The organism is Aureitalea sp. L0-47, from assembly GCF_026126405.1.
Lineage (GTDB): Bacteria > Bacteroidota > Bacteroidia > Flavobacteriales > Flavobacteriaceae > Pukyongia.
The window spans coordinates 43802-60185 of record NZ_JAFMTQ010000015.1 but is presented as its reverse complement, the minus strand read 5'-3'; the positions used below and the strand labels follow the sequence as shown (position 1 = coordinate 60185).

16 protein-coding genes and 1 other RNA gene are annotated in these 16384 nt (G+C 41.9%); 6 read left to right on the top strand and 11 right to left on the bottom strand.

The annotated features are described in order from the left end of the window. Nucleotides 1–13: 13 nt before the first annotated feature. Nucleotides 14–1828: a 3-deoxy-manno-octulosonate cytidylyltransferase gene (gene kdsB / locus J1N09_RS15550; protein ID WP_414826852.1), complete on the bottom strand. Its 1815-nt coding sequence runs from the start codon at nt 1826–1828 to the stop codon at nt 14–16. Nucleotides 1829–1935: 107 nt separating this feature from the next. Further along, nucleotides 1936–3366: an ATP-dependent DNA helicase gene (locus J1N09_RS13215; RefSeq protein WP_265200706.1), complete on the bottom strand. Its 1431-nt coding sequence runs from the start codon at nt 3364–3366 to the stop codon at nt 1936–1938. 127 nt (nt 3367–3493) lie between these two features. On the opposite strand from J1N09_RS13215, the gene J1N09_RS13210 reads away from it, so the two are divergent. From J1N09_RS13210 to J1N09_RS13200, 3 genes are read left to right on the top strand one after another with little or no spacing between them, the layout of a single operon-like run. After that, nucleotides 3494–4243, top strand: a complete 750-nt coding sequence (locus tag J1N09_RS13210; RefSeq protein WP_265200705.1) for a hypothetical protein — start codon at nt 3494–3496, stop codon at nt 4241–4243. Further along, a complete protein-coding gene (locus J1N09_RS13205; protein WP_265200704.1) occupies nt 4221–5039 on the top strand; it encodes a DUF3822 family protein in 819 nt (272 codons plus the stop codon). Before J1N09_RS13210 ends, J1N09_RS13205 begins: the two co-directional genes overlap by 23 nt. Before the next feature lie 2 nt (nt 5040–5041). Beyond that, the gene (locus tag J1N09_RS13200; RefSeq protein WP_265200703.1) at nt 5042–5593 is read left to right on the top strand and encodes an RsmD family RNA methyltransferase; all 552 of its coding nucleotides are present in this window, start codon (nt 5042–5044) and stop codon (nt 5591–5593) included. Here J1N09_RS13200 and rnpB read toward each other — a convergent pair. Next, nucleotides 5588–5910: RNase P RNA component class A (gene rnpB, locus J1N09_RS13195), an RNA gene on the bottom strand. The two genes, J1N09_RS13200 and rnpB, sit on opposite strands and share 6 nt — an antisense overlap. An 87-nt stretch (nt 5911–5997) precedes the next feature. On the opposite strand from rnpB, the gene J1N09_RS13190 reads away from it, so the two are divergent. The 3 genes from J1N09_RS13190 (at nt 5998) to J1N09_RS13180 (ending at nt 9155) form a co-directional block, all read left to right on the top strand. Further along, nucleotides 5998–7767 (top strand): DNA polymerase III subunit gamma/tau, encoded by a 1770-nt coding sequence (locus tag J1N09_RS13190; protein WP_265200702.1) that lies wholly within the window; start codon nt 5998–6000, stop codon nt 7765–7767. 39 nt (nt 7768–7806) lie between these two features. Then, on the top strand, nt 7807–8388 hold the full coding sequence (locus J1N09_RS13185; RefSeq protein ID WP_265200731.1) for a tRNA-(ms[2]io[6]A)-hydroxylase: 582 nt from the start codon (nt 7807–7809) through the stop codon (nt 8386–8388). A 74-nt stretch (nt 8389–8462) separates the two neighbouring features. Further along, nucleotides 8463–9155 carry a class I SAM-dependent methyltransferase gene (locus tag J1N09_RS13180; protein ID WP_265200701.1) on the top strand — a complete coding sequence of 231 codons (693 nt, stop codon included), beginning with the start codon at nt 8463–8465 and terminating at the stop codon, nt 9153–9155. On the opposite strand, the gene J1N09_RS13175 is transcribed toward J1N09_RS13180, so the two are convergent. The 8 genes from J1N09_RS13175 to pyrR form a co-directional block, all read right to left on the bottom strand. Further along, nucleotides 9152–10072, bottom strand: coding sequence for a Ppx/GppA phosphatase family protein (locus J1N09_RS13175; protein WP_265200700.1), 921 nt, complete (start codon nt 10070–10072; stop codon nt 9152–9154). The two genes, J1N09_RS13180 and J1N09_RS13175, sit on opposite strands and share 4 nt — an antisense overlap. A 1-nt stretch (nt 10073) precedes the next feature. Then, complete coding sequence (gene ppk1 / locus J1N09_RS13170) at nt 10074–12155, bottom strand: polyphosphate kinase 1 (protein WP_265200699.1); 2082 nt, start codon at nt 12153–12155, stop codon at nt 10074–10076. Between the two features lie 2 nt (nt 12156–12157). Beyond that, complete coding sequence (locus tag J1N09_RS13165; protein ID WP_265200698.1) at nt 12158–12649, bottom strand: SixA phosphatase family protein; 492 nt, start codon at nt 12647–12649, stop codon at nt 12158–12160. A gap of 11 nt (nt 12650–12660) precedes the next feature. After that, nucleotides 12661–13308: a pyridoxamine 5'-phosphate oxidase gene (pdxH, locus tag J1N09_RS13160; protein WP_265200697.1), complete on the bottom strand. Its 648-nt coding sequence runs from the start codon at nt 13306–13308 to the stop codon at nt 12661–12663. Nucleotides 13309–13376: 68 nt separating this feature from the next. After that, complete coding sequence (locus tag J1N09_RS13155; protein ID WP_265200696.1) at nt 13377–14282, bottom strand: ribonuclease Z; 906 nt, start codon at nt 14280–14282, stop codon at nt 13377–13379. A 210-nt stretch (nt 14283–14492) separates the two neighbouring features. After that, nucleotides 14493–14828: a ribonuclease Z gene (locus J1N09_RS13150; RefSeq protein WP_265200695.1), complete on the bottom strand. Its 336-nt coding sequence runs from the start codon at nt 14826–14828 to the stop codon at nt 14493–14495. Continuing rightward, on the bottom strand, nt 14818–15756 hold the full coding sequence (locus J1N09_RS13145; protein ID WP_265200694.1) for an aspartate carbamoyltransferase catalytic subunit: 939 nt from the start codon (nt 15754–15756) through the stop codon (nt 14818–14820). Before J1N09_RS13145 ends, J1N09_RS13150 begins: the two co-directional genes overlap by 11 nt. 1 nt (nt 15757) lies before the next feature. Beyond that, on the bottom strand, nt 15758–16297 hold the full coding sequence (pyrR, locus tag J1N09_RS13140) for a bifunctional pyr operon transcriptional regulator/uracil phosphoribosyltransferase PyrR (RefSeq protein WP_265200693.1): 540 nt from the start codon (nt 16295–16297) through the stop codon (nt 15758–15760). Between the last annotated feature and the right edge of the window lie 87 nt (nt 16298–16384).

Here is a 16384-nt window from a genome sequence, read left to right as displayed (position 1 = left end):
AGTGTGTTTCATCCTACATCTTCAAATACAGGGATCTCAGTTTCTCACGTGTCGCAATCGACTCCCACTCGTCTCCCAAGGCATTCTCCCATAAAGGAACCAGGCTAAGGGCGATATCTATCATGGTATTCATTTCTTCATCTGAAAGATTTGCACAGAGTCCGGTTGGAATATCAATATTGTGATCTATGACCATCTGTTTGAATAGAACCACATCTTTAGGGTAGAATTCTTCCAACTGATCGAAAACTATACAGTTACCAATACCGTGCTTAGTCCCTAGAACATAAGAAAGTCCGTAACTCATGGCGTGACAAACTCCAACCTGGGAATATGCGATACTCATACCACCGTGCCAGGAGGCCATCATTAGTTTTCCCCTCGATTCTTCTTCGGAAAGATCACCGTTCATGAAAATTTCCTTACAGAGATCGTAGGCTTTTTCCCCGTAACTCTGACTGAAGGCATTCAGGAATGTTCCATTTAGTGATTCTACACAGTGGATAAAACAATCCATACCGGTATAAAACCATTGGTTCTTTGGAACGCCTATTGTTAGATCAGGATCAAGAACAACCTGGTCGAAAGGTGTAAAATCGCTATTGATCCCAAGTTTTTTCACTGGTCCGGTTAGTACGGTAGTTCTAGAAACTTCGGCACCGGTTCCTGAGATCGTTGGAATACCAACGTGGTAAATGGCTTTGCTCGGTACAAGGTCCCAACCCTGGTAATCGGAGGCACTACCCTTGTTGTTAAGCATAATGGCTACGGCTTTCGCCAGGTCGAGAATGGTTCCCCCACCGATTCCGATAATTCCAGAAGGTTTGTAGATAAATTCGTCTTTGATCTGCTTTACGATCTCGTCTACCTGACTTGTTTTCGGTTCTTCATCTGCGGAGATGAAAAATAATTTGTCATTGTATCTAAGATTGATACGATCCACAAGTTCGTGGTTTCCTTTAAAAACATCATCTACGAGGAATATAAAGGGTGATTTATCTTTTCGCTGAGGTGCAAGGATGGAAGATAATTGATCAAAGCTTCCTTGTCCGAAGACCACCTTGGGTACCATTGGAAAGTTTCGGTATTTGTTATTGACTACCTGGGTAGTCTCTTCCTTCAAAAACTTATTTGCCCGTTTCAGATCTTCCGGGGTGTCAATTTCAATTCCTTGGGTAGTGGTTATAGCCATTTTAATGTTTTTTCCATATTCAAGGTATCGTAAGCATTCGATCTTCTCGGCAGCTTCAAGTGATCGCATCGGTAATCGATTGAAATCCATGAGTGCCTGTTTACGGAACGCGTAGATACCCTTGTGTTTATAATACTGTACCGCGGCGTTCTTATCCCTGGGATATGGAATTGGAGATCTCGAAAAGTAAAGTGCAAAGTTATCTTTATCGACGATCACTTTCACACAATTCGGATCACTGATCTCTTTCCAATCGTGAATCTCGGTCATTAAAGATGCCAGATCGATCTTATCAGCATCAGGACCCTGAAACACATTCAGGACCTTCTCCAGTCCTTTCTTACTGGTAAAAGGCTCATCACCCTGGACGTTTACTACAATGTCGACATCCATATTTTCGGCAGCCTCTGCGATCCGATCACTCCCACTATCATGCTCCTTCTTGCTCATAATAGCATTTCCACCGTTCAATTCGATCTCATTGTATATGATCTCGCTATCCGTCACCACATAGACTTCGTCGAAAAGACCAGTTTCTTTAGCGGCTTCATAGGTTCGAACGATAACGGGTTTTCCTCCCAGATCCTGCATCAATTTTCCAGGAAACCTGGAAGCCCCGTATCGAGCGGGTATCATTGCTATTACTTTCAATTGAGAAATCTTTATAATTGGCCCCAAAAATAGAGAATTCTACATTATCGCAGTACATTTCTACCGAATAGATGTAAATAATGTAAAAAGGTTTACACTAAATCTTCAAAAAATTCCTGTTTGAAACCAATAAGGTACAATCGTTCACTCGCTCTGGTCATGGCAGTGTACAACCATCTCAGGTAGTCCTTGTTCACTCCTTCGGGCAGATATGGTTGTTCCACAAACACCGTATGCCATTGTCCTCCCTGGGATTTGTGACAGGTAATTGCGTAAGAGAATTTCACCTGCAGAGCGTTGAAGTATTTGTTGTTTTTTACTGAAAGGAAGCGTTTGTAGTTGGATTTTAAGTCGGCGTAATCTTTTACCACCTCCTGGTATAATCTGTTCGATTCTTCGTAAGTAAGCGAAGGCGATTCCGAAGTAAGTGTGTCCAGAAGGAGTACTGTTTCAAATGGAGGCATCTTCGGATAATCCACCATCTGAACCTGTACTTCAGCAAATCGAAACCCATATAGATCCTTAAATCCGAAGATCTCAAGTACCTGGACGATATCACCATTGGCAATAAAGCCTGCTTTCGTATGTGGCTTCAACCAAAAATAATTGTTCTTCACCACCATCAGGTGGTCTCCTGCCGATAGTTCCTCTTCCTGAAAAAGGATTCTATTCCGTATACTTTGGTTGTACAGGTTTGCTCTTTTGTTCGAACGCACAATGATCACTGTTTCCTGGTTGCCTAATTCGCTGTACGAATCGTTTATGGCATCCATGATTTCCTGGCCATCCTCAGGGCGGATGATCTCCGGGAAATTTGCAATGGATAGTCTGAGTTCATCGAATATTTCCTCCTCTATCATATTCCTGATCCTTGTGGCGTTCACGAGTATACCACTTCCCTCCTGCTGTCGTACCACTTCATCTAGTTCGATCTCAGTAACTTTTTTGTTGTAGTGATTTTCCAGCGTTCGCTTGTCAAGGGCAGGGCTCACATCCAGTTTTACGGGTGGTAACTGTGCTGTGTCCCCAATAAGCAAAAGTTTGCAATTGTGCCCGGAATAGACATATTGCATGAGGTCGTCCAACAGCGATCCGTTTTCAAACAGTTTAGAATCCTGATTGATGTCCGGGATCATCGAAGCTTCGTCTACTATAAAAATGACGTTGCGGTGTTTATTGGGTTGCAGTGTAAAGGAGATCCCTCCGGATTTGTTGCTCTTCGGATAGTAGATCTTTTTATGAATAGTAAAGGCTTCCTTCCCTGAATAATTACTGATCACCTTAGCAGCTCTTCCTGTAGGGGCTAATAGTACCGACGACATCTTCGCCTTCCATAAATTCTTTACAAGCGTTCCTACGATGGTCGTCTTTCCCGTTCCGGCATATCCTTTCAGCAAAAAAACTTCGTTTTTATCATCACTAAGCGCATAGCGTGAGAGTAGCTGCAAAGTGATATCCTGCTTGGGAGTAGCGGTAAACTTGAAATCGTTCTTTAGCAGGCTGTAAAAACCGGAAACATCCATAAGGTAGTTGGCAATCTGAAGCGCTAAAGATAGCTATGATTTTTTCGGATTATACTTTTGTGAACAAAAAAAAATTGTAGATTTGCGATAGACCTGATTAACTATAATAACCTTCATCTGATTAATTATGATTGTATACATTGTAATAGGCATTATTCTCAGTATTGGATTGGTGCTTTTTCTTGAGAAATTCGTGCCTAAGAAATTCAATCCAATAATTTCACTAATTCTGTGGGCTGTTATTATCTATCTGGGATATCTCTTATATAATTCCATCCAGGGGCCTATCGAATTCAACAAGGTGAAGGAGGCCAGATATGCGAAGGTTATCAAAAATTTAAAAGATATTAAGGCCGGTCAATTGGCTTATCAGGAAATCCAGGGAGGTTTCATTGGTGATTTCGACAGTCTTGTACGTTTCCTGGATACCGCACAATTCCCTGTAGTTCAAAGAAGGGATACAAGTTATCCTGATGTGGAGAAGAACAAGGCCTTCGGTCTCGATCCTATTGAAGGAGGTTATTTTGTTGAAGAAGTTATTACCGATACATTGAGATTTACACCTGTTAGAGACTCTATTTACCAGGGGACAGATCGCTACAAGTCAATGATGAATATTCCTGTTGAAGGAGTTAGTGAGAAGTTCCAGTTGAAAGCAGGGAAATTAGATAAGAACGGAACTATTTACTCAGTTTTTGAAGTAAAAGTAGATAAAGACGTAATACTATCAGATCTTGATAAAGACCTACTGGCTCAAGAAAAGCAGGTAGTATCTGTGGATGGTGTAAATGGTCCTAGCATTAAAGTGGGATCCATGGATGAAGTGGACACCAGTGGAAACTGGCCGAAGATTTATGACACAGACGACAAGCAATAGCATACAAAACATTCCAAATAAAAGACTGTCCGTTCAAGTTTCATTGACCGGACTTTCTTTTTTAGTAACTAACAGTATCCGTACTGAGGTGCTGCACTTTTCTGAAAAGACCTACACCAAGGCACGCACGCCTGAAGAACTGTTGTTGGACATAGCATCCTTTGTTCGAAATGATCTGGGCGAGGTGGCAACAGTAGAATCTGTAAAAGTTATTTATTCCAACCCCGAATACGCCCTGGTTCCCTCTACTCTATTTGATGAATCTAAGGCAAGCGACTATCTGAAATTCAATTCCAAGATCTTAGTGAACGACTATATTGCATGGGATGAAGTCCAGAACCGCGGGCTGCATGTGGTGTATGTTCCCTATGTGAATGTGAATAACTTCCTCTACGATACCTTTGGTGGATTCGAATATTTTCATGTGGCGTCCGTTATGCTGAACCTGGTTCCCTCGGCAAATCGATTTTCAGAATCTCCCGAAGTATTCATCTATGTAGACCGTGCGAGCTTCCAGATGGTAATTCAGAAAAACGGAGAACTACAACTGTGCAATGCTTATCCCTACACCACACCTGAAGACTTCATCTATTATGTGCTCTTCTGTTTTGAACAACTGGAACTGAATCCTGATAGCGTAAAAGTTACTTTCCTCGGAATGGTCTCGGAACATGATTCGCTATATGAGATTGCCTACACTTATATTCGAAATATCGATTTCATGGAAACGACAGATGAAGGGCTCTTCATTGAAGATTCATTGCCGCATGAGCGGTTATTACTGAAATCGATTTAAACATGCGGATTGTTTCAGGAGTCTTTAAAGGGAAAAGGATCATCGCCCCGAAAAAATTGCCTGTTCGGCCGACCACCGATTTCGCTAAGGAGGCCCTATTCAATATACTGAACAATCGTTATGACCTTGATGAGGTAACAGTGCTGGACCTCTTTGCCGGTACCGGAAACATCAGCTATGAATTTGCTTCTCGAGGAGCTGAAAGTATTTGTGCTGTGGATGGACATTTCGGATGTGTGAAATTCATTCAGAAAACCGCCGATGAACTTGAGATGCCGATTCGAACGGTGAAATCAGACGTGTTCAAATACCTTTCGAAAGATCCAAATAAGTACAGCATCGTTTTTGCAGACCCACCCTATAACTTCAGTAAAGAACAAATGGAAGAGCTGGTGAGTTTAACCATGGATAACGAATTACTGCATGAAGAGGGTATCCTTATCCTGGAACATACGAAGCACCTGGATCTCTCAACATTGAAAGGATATCAGGAATCGCGGAGATACGGCGGATCTGTATTTAGTTTCTTTTCAGAAAAAAATGAAGAAAAATAAAGCAGGCCTGTAAGCCGGATTCTGTCCCCTCTAGCAACTGCTAAAGGGTCCTTATCATTTATCTGGACCAACTGTTACCAGTTAGCTCTATCTACCTACCCTCTTGCGTTGGGCGGGAACCCTCAAATGCAAGTTTACGTGGTATTTCACCGCATAGAGTTTACCGATTTCACTACAGCATTACCTGTACATACTTTCTGTTGCACTAGTCCGCCCCAGTAGCGCTAGCTACTGGGTGACGGCTGTTAGCCGCTATGCTTCCCTATGGTGTCCGGACTTTCCTCCCTTTTAAAAAGAGCGATAAGGCGGCCTGCGCTGCAAAATTACGTTAATGTTAATAAATAGCACAAAATTGCCATGGCAAATGTTTAAAAAGCGACTATGGCTTTTTATATTTGTTTGATATGGAGCATTTCATTGTATCGGCCCGGAAATACAGACCTGCACAGTTTGAAGATGTTGTTGGTCAACGTGCCATCACAAGTACTCTTGACAATGCTATCTCTAACAATCATTTGGCTCAGGCCCTTTTATTCACAGGTCCCAGAGGCGTTGGTAAAACCACTTGCGCCAGGATACTCGCAAAGAAGATCAACCAGGACGGAGATGAACGTGAAGATGAAGATTTTGCATTCAATATCTTCGAGCTTGACGCTGCGTCCAATAATTCCGTAGATGATATACGCAACCTGATAGACCAGGTTCGCATACCGCCCCAGGTAGGAAAATACAAGGTCTATATAATTGACGAGGTACATATGTTATCCTCTGCGGCATTCAACGCGTTTTTGAAAACGCTTGAAGAACCTCCGAAACACGCCATCTTTATTCTTGCAACTACCGAAAAACACAAGATCATACCAACTATCCTTTCTCGTTGCCAGATCTTCGACTTCAGGAGAATCACCGTAAAGGATATCAAGCAGCACCTTGCCAGGGTTGCGAATGCTGAAGGCATAGAAGCCGAAGATGATGCGCTGCATATAATTGCTCAAAAAGCCGACGGTGCGCTGCGTGATGCATTGTCAATTTTTGATCGGGTAGTTAGTTTTGCTGGAAATAAACTCACTCGGCAAGCAGTAACCGAAAACCTCAATGTGCTGGATTACACCTATTACTTTTCCATCACCGGTCTACTATTGGCAAATGACATTCCCAAATTATTGGTGGCATTTAATGAGATCCTTTCCAAAGGTTTTGATGGTCATCACTTCATCATGGGGCTGGCGTCTCACTTCAGAGACCTGCTTGTATGTAAGAACAGTGAAACTGTGGAATTGCTCGAAGTAGGTGAACAGGTAAAGAACATGTACCTGAAGCAATCGCAGCAAGCCGATACCAAGTTCCTGGTAGAGGCCATTGAGCTTGCTAATAACTGTGATCTGAAATATAAATCAAGTCGAAACCCCAGGTTACTGGTGGAATTGTGTTTATTACAACTTGGTTCCCTCACCAAAAAGGACGAAAAAAAAAAGTCTGACAACAACAGATACGTAATTCCCCCGTCTTTCTTCAAAGGAATTGCTGCTGAACAGAAACCCGTTAGGCCCCAGGCTGAGGACAAAGTTGAAGTTCCAGACACTCACGAAGTAGCCATTTCAGAAGAAAAAGAAACTGTTGAGGAGTTACCAGTAGAAACTGTTTCAGAGAATCCAGCACCACAAATCAAGGAAAAGATAATTGAACGACCTCAGATCCTCGCTGAAAGAAATGCCAAAAAAGTATCGGCTTTGTCGCTCAAAAGCATTCAGAGAAAACAACAACTTAAAAAGGAATTAATAGCCAGGCAGCCGGATGAGGCAAATCTACCTGTTTCAGAATTTACAGAAGCGGAAATGCAGTCGGCCTGGGATGATTATTCAAGTAAGGTAGAAAAGGAAGGAAAATACAACCTCCTCTCCCATCTCACCATGGGAACACCAAAACTGGAAGGATCACTTATCCATCTTGTTTTTCCGAACGACACTATAAAAGTGGAAGTGGAAAGGGCTAAATACGAACTCCTTGGTTTTTTAAGGGAGAAATTGCAAAATTACGAAGTGGATCTTTCCATTGAAGTAAACGAAACGGAAACAAAACGCTACGCGTATACCGCTAGAGAAAAATTCGAAAAACTCAGGGAAAAGAATCCGGCGATCGAAGATCTTCGCAGAGAATTCGACCTTGAATTATAATATCGAGTTATGGAGGAAATGAAAGAATTAAATAAGAAAATGCTCGGACTCAAATTACCTACCGATCCGCGTTGGGTAAATATCGTTGAGAAAAATATTGAAGAAATTCTAACAGATCACGCCTATTGTGAGCAGAAAGCGGCTTCCACAGCCATTTCACTCATTATTGGTTACCCGGGATACAGTGAGTTGGTGAGTGAAATGACATTACTTGCGCAGGAGGAAATGAGCCACTTCAAAATGGTACACGATCTACTCCTCGAACGAGGTTTACACCTGGGACGTGAACGTAAAGATGCCTATGTGAACAAGCTCATGAAGTTCTTCCCTAAGGGAGGTAGCAGAAACGATCAATTGGTCCATAGGCTGTTGTATGCGGCATTGATCGAGGCCAGAAGTTGTGAACGTTTCCGACTATTGAGCGAAGAGCTTGAAGATAAGAAACTAGCGAAGTTCTACCGGAAGTTAATGATCAGCGAAGCGAATCACTACACCATGTTCCTCTCCTTTGCAAGACAATATGGAGAACGAGAAGTTGTTGATAAAAAATGGCAGGACCTACTCACCTACGAAGCGGAATTAATGAAGGACCTTGGTAAAGAAGAAACCGTTCATGGGTAATAAAAATTGTTATGAGGAAAATCCTTAGACGGATTATAAATAGAGTGAAAATCACCTTCCTAGGGGATCCAAAGATGAAGGCCATTACTTATAAAGAGTTTTATTTGCCAACATTTAGGGAAAATCAAGGTTTAAGTGATAACGAGGTTTATCTGCAATCTGCGGTAGAGCAAATAAATCACCTTTCCGAGTATTTTGATTTTTACGAGTCCTCTTCAATTCTGGATTTCGGTTGTGGTCAAGGGAGGTTGGTCAATGGTCTTAAATTGATGAGAACACAATTTGGTTCATATTTTGGTGTGGATACACATTACAAGTCTATAAAATGGTGCAATAAATGGATCACCAAATATGGAACAAAGATCAAGTTTATTCACCTTCCTGCTTTTAATGCCCGTTATAACAGAGGCGTCGAAACATTGCAACAACTTCCTTTTGAGAAAAATTCTTTCGATCTAGTATTCCTCAATTCGGTTTTTTCCCATATGTTGACCGATGATGTATTATTTTATATTGAAGAGTTTCAGGCTGTGTTAAAAGCAAACGGGATTCTGTATGTTACTGCTTTCGTAGAGGAGAAAGTTCCTGATTGTGAAGAGAATCCAAAAAATTATCTTGGTGAATCCGTTGGTAAATTACACCGTGTACGTTTTGAAAAACAATTCTTTTTAAATTTATTCGAGGAGAATGGATTTAAAGTTGAAATATTCGCGCCTCAGCACATTTCTCGCACAAAACAAAGTGTAATCATCGCACGCAAAATTTAACTCATTCCATTATTGACATCAATCCCAAGAGCTACCTTTTCATTGTAAAGACTCTTAATAATACCATCTGCCAGTCCGATCTTGGGAACAAACATATTTTTTGATTTGCTCCATTTCATCGCAGAAAGATAGATACGAGTAGCCGGGATGATCACATCGGCCCTGTCCGGGTTCATTTGTAATTGAAAGATTCGTTCGTGGTAAGTATAGGATTTCAATTCATCGTAGAAACGGGCCAGGTAGAAATAACTTAGGGGTTTCCCCAGTTTTTTCTCACTGTGTTTATAGATGCTGTTAATATTTCCTCCGGAACCGATACAACTTACTTTTTCGTATTTCCTGGTGTTTTTCTTGATCCAGTCTTTTACCTCGTCCCAAACAGATTCGCGAACCATATCGTTCAGAATACGAACGGTTCCTAACTTGAAGGACCGGGAAGTAACCACTTTACCATTTGCAAATACGGTAAATTCCGTGCTACCTCCACCCACATCCACATATAGGAAAACTTTGTCATCCTGGATCAATTCCCTTAAATCTGTAGTAGCGATGATGGATGCTTCGTCCTTACCATCGATGATCTGAATATTGATGCCCGTCTCTTTTTTAATGAGTGCCGCGATCTCTTCCCCATTTTTGGATTCACGCATGGCCGAAGTAGCACAGGCCCTGTACCTGCTCACTTTGTGGGTTTTCATAAGCAAACGATAGGCATTCATTGCATCTACCATGCGCTTATAATTCTTTTCTGAAATACGATCTTTCAGGAATACATCGGCACCTAATCGAATGGGTACTCTCACCAGGGAGGTCTTTTTAAATTGTACCTGGTCTTCTTTTTCAATAACAGTGGAGATTAATAATCGTATTGCATTAGAACCGATGTCTATCGCGGCATATTTCTCTATGTTCAGCAAATCAATTCAATTTTTCTAGATAATATTCATACAACCTAAACTGGGAACGAACAGATGGTTCATTATTCCTCCTGTATTCGTTATCTGAGTCCCGGGCTATGATCCTGGCCTTCACATTGTCGTTCCAGGAGATTTCAAAGGTATCATTTAATTCTTGTTTTATATCCTCATCGTAGATCGGGCATGTGAGTTCCACCCGGTGATCCAGGTTTCGCTGCATCAGATCTGCCGAAGATATGAAATACTTAGGGTCACCGGCATTTTCAAAAATAAATAATCGTGGATGTTCCAGGAACTTATCTACTATGCTGATCACCTCAATATTTTCACTCATTCCCTCAACACCGGGTATCAGACAGCACAGGCCTCGAACAATAAGTTTTACTTTCACACCTGCCCTGCTGGCATCATACAGCTTATCGATCATTTTGAAATCGGACAAACTATTGAGCTTTAATTTTATACCGCTTGGAAGACCAGCCTTATGATTCTTGATCTCTGTCTCAATAAGGTTATTTATTGCATTGCGTGTATAATGTGGTGAGACTATCAGGTGACGGTATTTCTTGATGAGGTAATTCACTTCGAAGAAGTCAAAGACCTTATGGATCTCCTTTCCTATCTTCTGGTTGTGTGTAAAAAGCGTGTAATCCGTATAGATCCTGGCGGTTGTTTCATTAAAGTTTCCGGTACTTATGAAAGAGTAACGGGCTATTTTTCCTTGCTCAAGCCTTTCAATTACACAGGCCTTGCAGTGTACTTTCAAACCTGAAACACCAAAGATCAACTTCACACCTTCACTCTGCATTTGTTCCGCATAGCTGATATTGGCTGCCTCGTCAAATCGCGCTTGCAACTCTATTTGCACGGTTACATCCTTACCGTTCTTGGCCGCATTTATCAATGCGCTGGCAATCTGTGATGTCTGTGCCAGTCTGTAGATCGTGATCTTGATCGACCGTACCTTGGGATCGAGAGCAGCTTCTTTCAGGAATTTCACAACGTAATTAAACGTTTGATAGGGCGCATACAGTAAATAGTCCTTTTCGGCTATTTTTTCAAACAAGCTTCCTTCAAGCGATAAGCCGGGTATTCTCAATGGTTCAATTGCTGAATAAAGAAGATCTGTTCTTCCCAGGCTAGGAAACTTCATATAATCCCTCCTGTTGTGATATCGGCCCCCTGGAATAATGCTATCCGTGCTATCGATACCCATCTTCTCCATGAGGAATTGCAGCGTTTCTTTGTCGATGCTCTTGTCGTATACGAATCGCACGGGATCGCCAGAACTTCTCCGCTCAACACTTTTAGATATCTTTTCCAGGAAGCTTCGACTCAGATCACTGTCGATATCCAACTCCGCATCACGTGTGATCTTGATCATGTGAGCCGTGATACTTTCGAAGTTGAAGATATTGAATATTCGTCCCATACATCGACGAATAAGATTGTCGAGTATGATGATATACTGTTTTTCTCCTTCGGAAGGCAATACGACAAACCTTTCCACCGAGCGCGGTATTTCGATCAACGCATAATTCACCTTATTCTCGAATGTTTCATCCGTCTTGGACATCACCATTTTCACAGCGAGATAGGCCGCACTGTCTTTCAGGCTTGGAAATTCATCCAATTCTCCTATCATGATGGTAACCAGGGCCGGGCTTACTTTCCGAATAAAGAAATCGGCAATGAATTTATCCTGTTCTTCGTTGAGTTCGTTTTCATCAATGATAAAAATATTCTCCCCTTCCAGTTTTTTCTGAATGCTACTGAGAATCTTTAAACTTGTAGCCTGTTGTTCGATCACAGTCTTTGTGATCTCTTCTAAGAGATCTGTGGCTGAGATACCTCCCAGCACATTCCTTCCGCCTTTACCAGCCTCGACAATGCGTTTGATCGTGGCGTATCGGACCTTAAAGAATTCATCGAGGTTGTTCGAAAATATCCCAACAAATCGAAGACGCTCAATTAGTGGAACCGTGGGATCCTCAGCTTCTTGCAATACTCGTGCATTGAACTGCAACCAGCTTAGTTCCCTGTTAATGTATTCGTTCTTACTGGTTTTAGCTGCCGATGACATGCCTACTTATCTTTGAGGTGACGAGGAAATACAAGAGTCTTGGTCTTCCCTGTATTTATTTCAGACCAAGATGTAGTATCGAATTCTATAATCACAAAACCACTGGTAGGCAAATTATCGATATACTCGTTACCCAGCATGTTGACGATAGAAGTAAAAGCATGATTATGCCCAACGATCATAACACGTTTCAGGTCGTTGTCCAAACCTTTGATGATCTCCATCACACTTTGTCCGCTAAAGTCATACAGCTCGTGATCAAGTACAAAATCTTCGTCCTTGACACCGAAGGCTTTTTGAAAATATCGGGCCGTGGTTTGCGCTCGTTTAGCATCGCTGGATATGATCTTTTGCGGGGCTTCGTAACCCGACTTGACTTTATCCGAAACGAGTTCGGCATCGTTATGCCCTCTTTTCTTAAGTGGTCGCTGATGGTCCGGAAGATCGTATTTCCAGGAGGATTTAGCGTGTCGGACCATATAAAGAGTTTTCATTTAATTGTTTTTTAAGGTTGTAAACGGTTGATTATCCAATTGTAATCGTCATCCAGCACATACTGAATACGATCGTGCAGACGGTTGGGTCTGCCTTGCCAGAATTCTATTTTAAGAGGCCGAACGAGGAAGCCACCCCAAAAATCAGGTCTTGGCACTTCTTCATTCTCGTATTTTTTTTCTAATTCCTTTAGTTTATCCTCCAGGATTTCCCGGTTTGCCACAGTTTCACTCTGTGCGGAAACCACAGCTCCAAGCTGACTGCCTTTTGGTCTAGAGCTAAAGTAATTATCAGATTCTACTTCTGATGTCTTTTCAGCAAAACCCTGAATGATGATCTGGCGTTCTAATACTGGCCAGAAAAATGTTAGGGATACTTTGTTGTTTTCAGCTATGGAACGCCCTTTCTCACTATTGTAATTGGTGTAGAAATAAAATCCATGTTCGTCGTATTTCTTCAAAAGAACCATTCTACCTCTCGGAAATCCATCCGTACCTATAGTGGTTAACGACATTGCATTGGCTTCGTCCACCCCGTCCGTATCCATTGCATCATAAAACCAGGTTCGGAACTGTTGCAAAGGATTAGGATCTACAGACGTTTCGGAGAGCTCTCCCTTTTCATAGTTCTTTCTTTGATCGTGTAGATTATCTACCATACTGCTGAATTAGCACGCAAGTTACGAGTTTTTAAAAGCTGTAAAAAACAGAAATAATTAAATCTGGGTTAAAACTTGAAGGATTTTCCGTCTTCGGCCAACTCCACCGTTTCGAAGACTTCCATGGCCTCTTTACGAAATGCCTCTAATTCGCTATACCTACCGGAATAGTGGCCTAAAATGAGGGTGCCAACTTCGGCTCGCTTTGCTATAGATGCCGCTTCCTTGGCCGTACTGTGTTTAGTGGTTTCAGCAAGATGTTGATGCGATTCCAGAAATGTTGCTTCGTGGTACAGGACTGTAGCTCCTTTGATCTGTTCCACGATTTCAGGATAATAGGCTGTGTCGCTGCAGTATGCATAAGATTTAGGAGGTTCAGGATCTAAGGTGACTTGCTTGTTTGGAATAATATCCCCCTTCCTATTCTCAACATCAAAGCCTTGTTTTAGTTTTCTAAAATAGGCCGTATCTATTTTGGCTGCTACCGCCGCTTCAAGGTCTAATTTACGCTCTCCGGGTTTCTCCTGAAACAGGAAGCCATTGGTGTAAACACGATGATCCAGGGGAATTGTGGTAACGCTTATATTTTCATCCTCAAACAGAACCTCGGGTGAATCCGATTCCAGTTCGTGAAAGATAAGATTGTAGTCTGTCCAACTATTACTAAGCTTTAGTTGTAGTATTATAGCCTCTTTGATGCCTTTAGGTCCGTAAATATGCAGATCAGCTTCCCTTCCTAACAAACGGAAAGTGGATACAAGTCCGATGAGACCGTAAAAATGATCCCCATGAAGGTGTGAGATAAAGATGTGCCTGATCCTCGAGAACTTTAGTTTAAATCGCCTCAATTGAACCTGTGTTCCTTCTCCACAGTCGATAAGAAATAGATGTCCCCTCATTTCCAGTACCTGGGCCGTAGGATGTGCATTGGCACGAGGTGTAGCGGAATGGCAACCGAGAATGGTGAGGGTCATATGAGTATTTTAGTATGTTGGTATGTTAGTATGTTGGTATGTTGGTATGTTGGTATGTTGGTATGTTAGTATGTTGGTTGTTTGTCATTTTAAGTGTCCACATGCCGCTATAGCTTAAGCGGAGTGGCAAACGAGAAATCTCATAAGATTCTTCAGTCGCTATGCTCCTTCTGAATGACAAACATAAATTACTCTTTCTTGGTTAGAAAATTAAAATCCAAGGTCTCTCTCAATCTCCTCCATCTCAATTACGTCACCCGCTTCCTGAAGTGTAGGTACTACCATGAGTTCAACAGGTATGGTATCGGGATCCAGGGCTGATGTCACCAGTACAAAGGATTGTTTAGCAGCCCTGTGAGCGGTAGAAGTTTTCAAAAAATATAGTAATTCTTCCAGTTTGAGCGCAGGGTAGTCCAGAAGGTTGATCACAACGTTCTGGCCCTTATATTTATTCAAGATCTGGAATTCTAGAAACTCGGCGAATTCTTTTAGATTATCGTGGTCATCCGCCAAAACCACATAATTATCGAAATTTTCAATTTTCATTATGCTGTATTTTTGATGCCAGCAGGTATAATACTGCCATCCTTATAGCGACGCCATTTTGTACCTGCTCAAGGATGATTGCCTGCTTACTGTCGGCCACATCACTGGTAATTTCCACACCTCTGTTGATGGGACCCGGGTGCATGACAACAATTTCTTTGCCAAGACTGTCCAGCAATGCCTTATTGACACCATATTGTTGGGTGTATTCCCTGGTAGATGGAAAGTAAGAGATATCCATACGTTCGTTCTGAACTCTCAACATATTAGCTACATCACACCATTCCAGGGCTGATCTCAGATTCTTTTCGTAAGATACCCCAATCCTTTCTATGTATTTGGGGATAAGTGTTTTAGGTCCGCATACCTTAACCTCTGCTCCAAGCTTCTGAAGGGCGAAAATATTACTCAAAGCTACTCTTGAATGGAGTATATCTCCAACGATCACCACCTTCTTTCCTGCTACATCTTTTAGTCTTTCGCGAATAGAATAGCAGTCGAGCAATGCCTGGGTAGGATGTTCGTGTGCTCCATCACCAGCATTCACTATACTGGCATTGATATGCTTCGAAAGAAACACTCCGGCTCCTGGGTTTGGATGTCGCATTACAACCATGTCTACTTTCATAGACAGGATGTTATTTACCGTATCGATTAGCGTCTCCCCTTTCTTTACTGAAGAAGACGCCGCGGAAAAGTTGATTACGTCTGCTGACAGCCGTTTCTCTGCCAATTCAAAGGAGAGTCGGGTTCTTGTACTGTTTTCGAAGAACAAGTTAGCAATAGTAATGTCGCGTAATGAAGGAACTTTCTTGATCGGGCGATTAATGACCTCTTTGAAGTGGTCTGCAGTTTCGAAAATGAGGTGGATGTCAGCCTCGCTGATGTATTTGATTCCTAATAAGTGATTCACACTTAGTTCACTCATACTAACTATTGATTAAATAAACAGCATCTTCGCCGTCTTGTTCTTCCCAGCACACTTTTACCTTTTCTTTATTAATGGCATCTACCTGTCTACCCCGATAATCTGGTTGTATTGGCAGGTGCCTGCTGAATCGCCTGTCTATAAGCGTAAGCAATTCTATCTCTTCCGGCCTTCCGAATGATTGAATAGCTGTTAAGGCCGCCCGTATACTTCTTCCGGTGTAGAGCACATCGTCTACGAACACCACCTTCTTGTCTTCCACGATAAAATTGATCTGCGTTGTGTTGGCTTCTAGTGGCTTCTCTCCTCTTCGGAAGTCGTCACGGAAGAAAGTAATATCCAGGTGTCCCAATTGAATGTTTTTGATTTTATAGTCGTTCTCAAGCAAGCTTTTAAGTCGCTTGGCCAGGAAAATACCACGAGGCTGAAGTCCTATTAGAACGGTATCTTCGAAAGTATCGTGATTTTCAATCAATTGGCAAGCCAGTCTGTGAAGGGCAATATGCACTTCGGTTGCGTTTAGTAACACTTTTTGGCTCATGTGCAGAATCTGAATCTCGTTCAGGGTACAAAAGTAAGTGTTTTTGTACAATTAATTGCAACTGCCTTGAAATTGTTGATTTGTTGA

What these genes read in the sequence shown, in the direction of transcription:
- kdsB (WP_414826852.1), bottom strand. Translation starts at nt 1,828, where the DNA reads ATGATACCCGCTCGATACGGGGCTTCCAGGTTTCCTGGAAAATTGATG.
- J1N09_RS13215 (WP_265200706.1), bottom strand. Translation starts at nt 3,366, where the DNA reads ATGGATGTTTCCGGTTTTTACAGCCTGCTAAAGAACGATTTCAAGTTT.
- J1N09_RS13210 (WP_265200705.1), top strand. Translation starts at nt 3,494, where the DNA reads ATGATTGTATACATTGTAATAGGCATTATTCTCAGTATTGGATTGGTG.
- J1N09_RS13205 (WP_265200704.1), top strand. Translation starts at nt 4,221, where the DNA reads ATGACACAGACGACAAGCAATAGCATACAAAACATTCCAAATAAAAGA.
- J1N09_RS13200 (WP_265200703.1), top strand. Translation starts at nt 5,042, where the DNA reads ATGCGGATTGTTTCAGGAGTCTTTAAAGGGAAAAGGATCATCGCCCCG.
- J1N09_RS13190 (WP_265200702.1), top strand. Translation starts at nt 5,998, where the DNA reads ATGGAGCATTTCATTGTATCGGCCCGGAAATACAGACCTGCACAGTTT.
- J1N09_RS13185 (WP_265200731.1), top strand. Translation starts at nt 7,807, where the DNA reads ATGCTCGGACTCAAATTACCTACCGATCCGCGTTGGGTAAATATCGTT.
- J1N09_RS13180 (WP_265200701.1), top strand. Translation starts at nt 8,463, where the DNA reads ATGAAGGCCATTACTTATAAAGAGTTTTATTTGCCAACATTTAGGGAA.
- ppk1 (WP_265200699.1), bottom strand. Translation starts at nt 12,155, where the DNA reads ATGTCATCGGCAGCTAAAACCAGTAAGAACGAATACATTAACAGGGAA.
- J1N09_RS13165 (WP_265200698.1), bottom strand. Translation starts at nt 12,649, where the DNA reads ATGAAAACTCTTTATATGGTCCGACACGCTAAATCCTCCTGGAAATAC.
- pdxH (WP_265200697.1), bottom strand. Translation starts at nt 13,308, where the DNA reads ATGGTAGATAATCTACACGATCAAAGAAAGAACTATGAAAAGGGAGAG.
- J1N09_RS13155 (WP_265200696.1), bottom strand. Translation starts at nt 14,282, where the DNA reads ATGACCCTCACCATTCTCGGTTGCCATTCCGCTACACCTCGTGCCAAT.
- J1N09_RS13150 (WP_265200695.1), bottom strand. Translation starts at nt 14,828, where the DNA reads ATGAAAATTGAAAATTTCGATAATTATGTGGTTTTGGCGGATGACCAC.
- J1N09_RS13145 (WP_265200694.1), bottom strand. Translation starts at nt 15,756, where the DNA reads ATGAGTGAACTAAGTGTGAATCACTTATTAGGAATCAAATACATCAGC.
- pyrR (WP_265200693.1), bottom strand. Translation starts at nt 16,297, where the DNA reads ATGAGCCAAAAAGTGTTACTAAACGCAACCGAAGTGCATATTGCCCTT.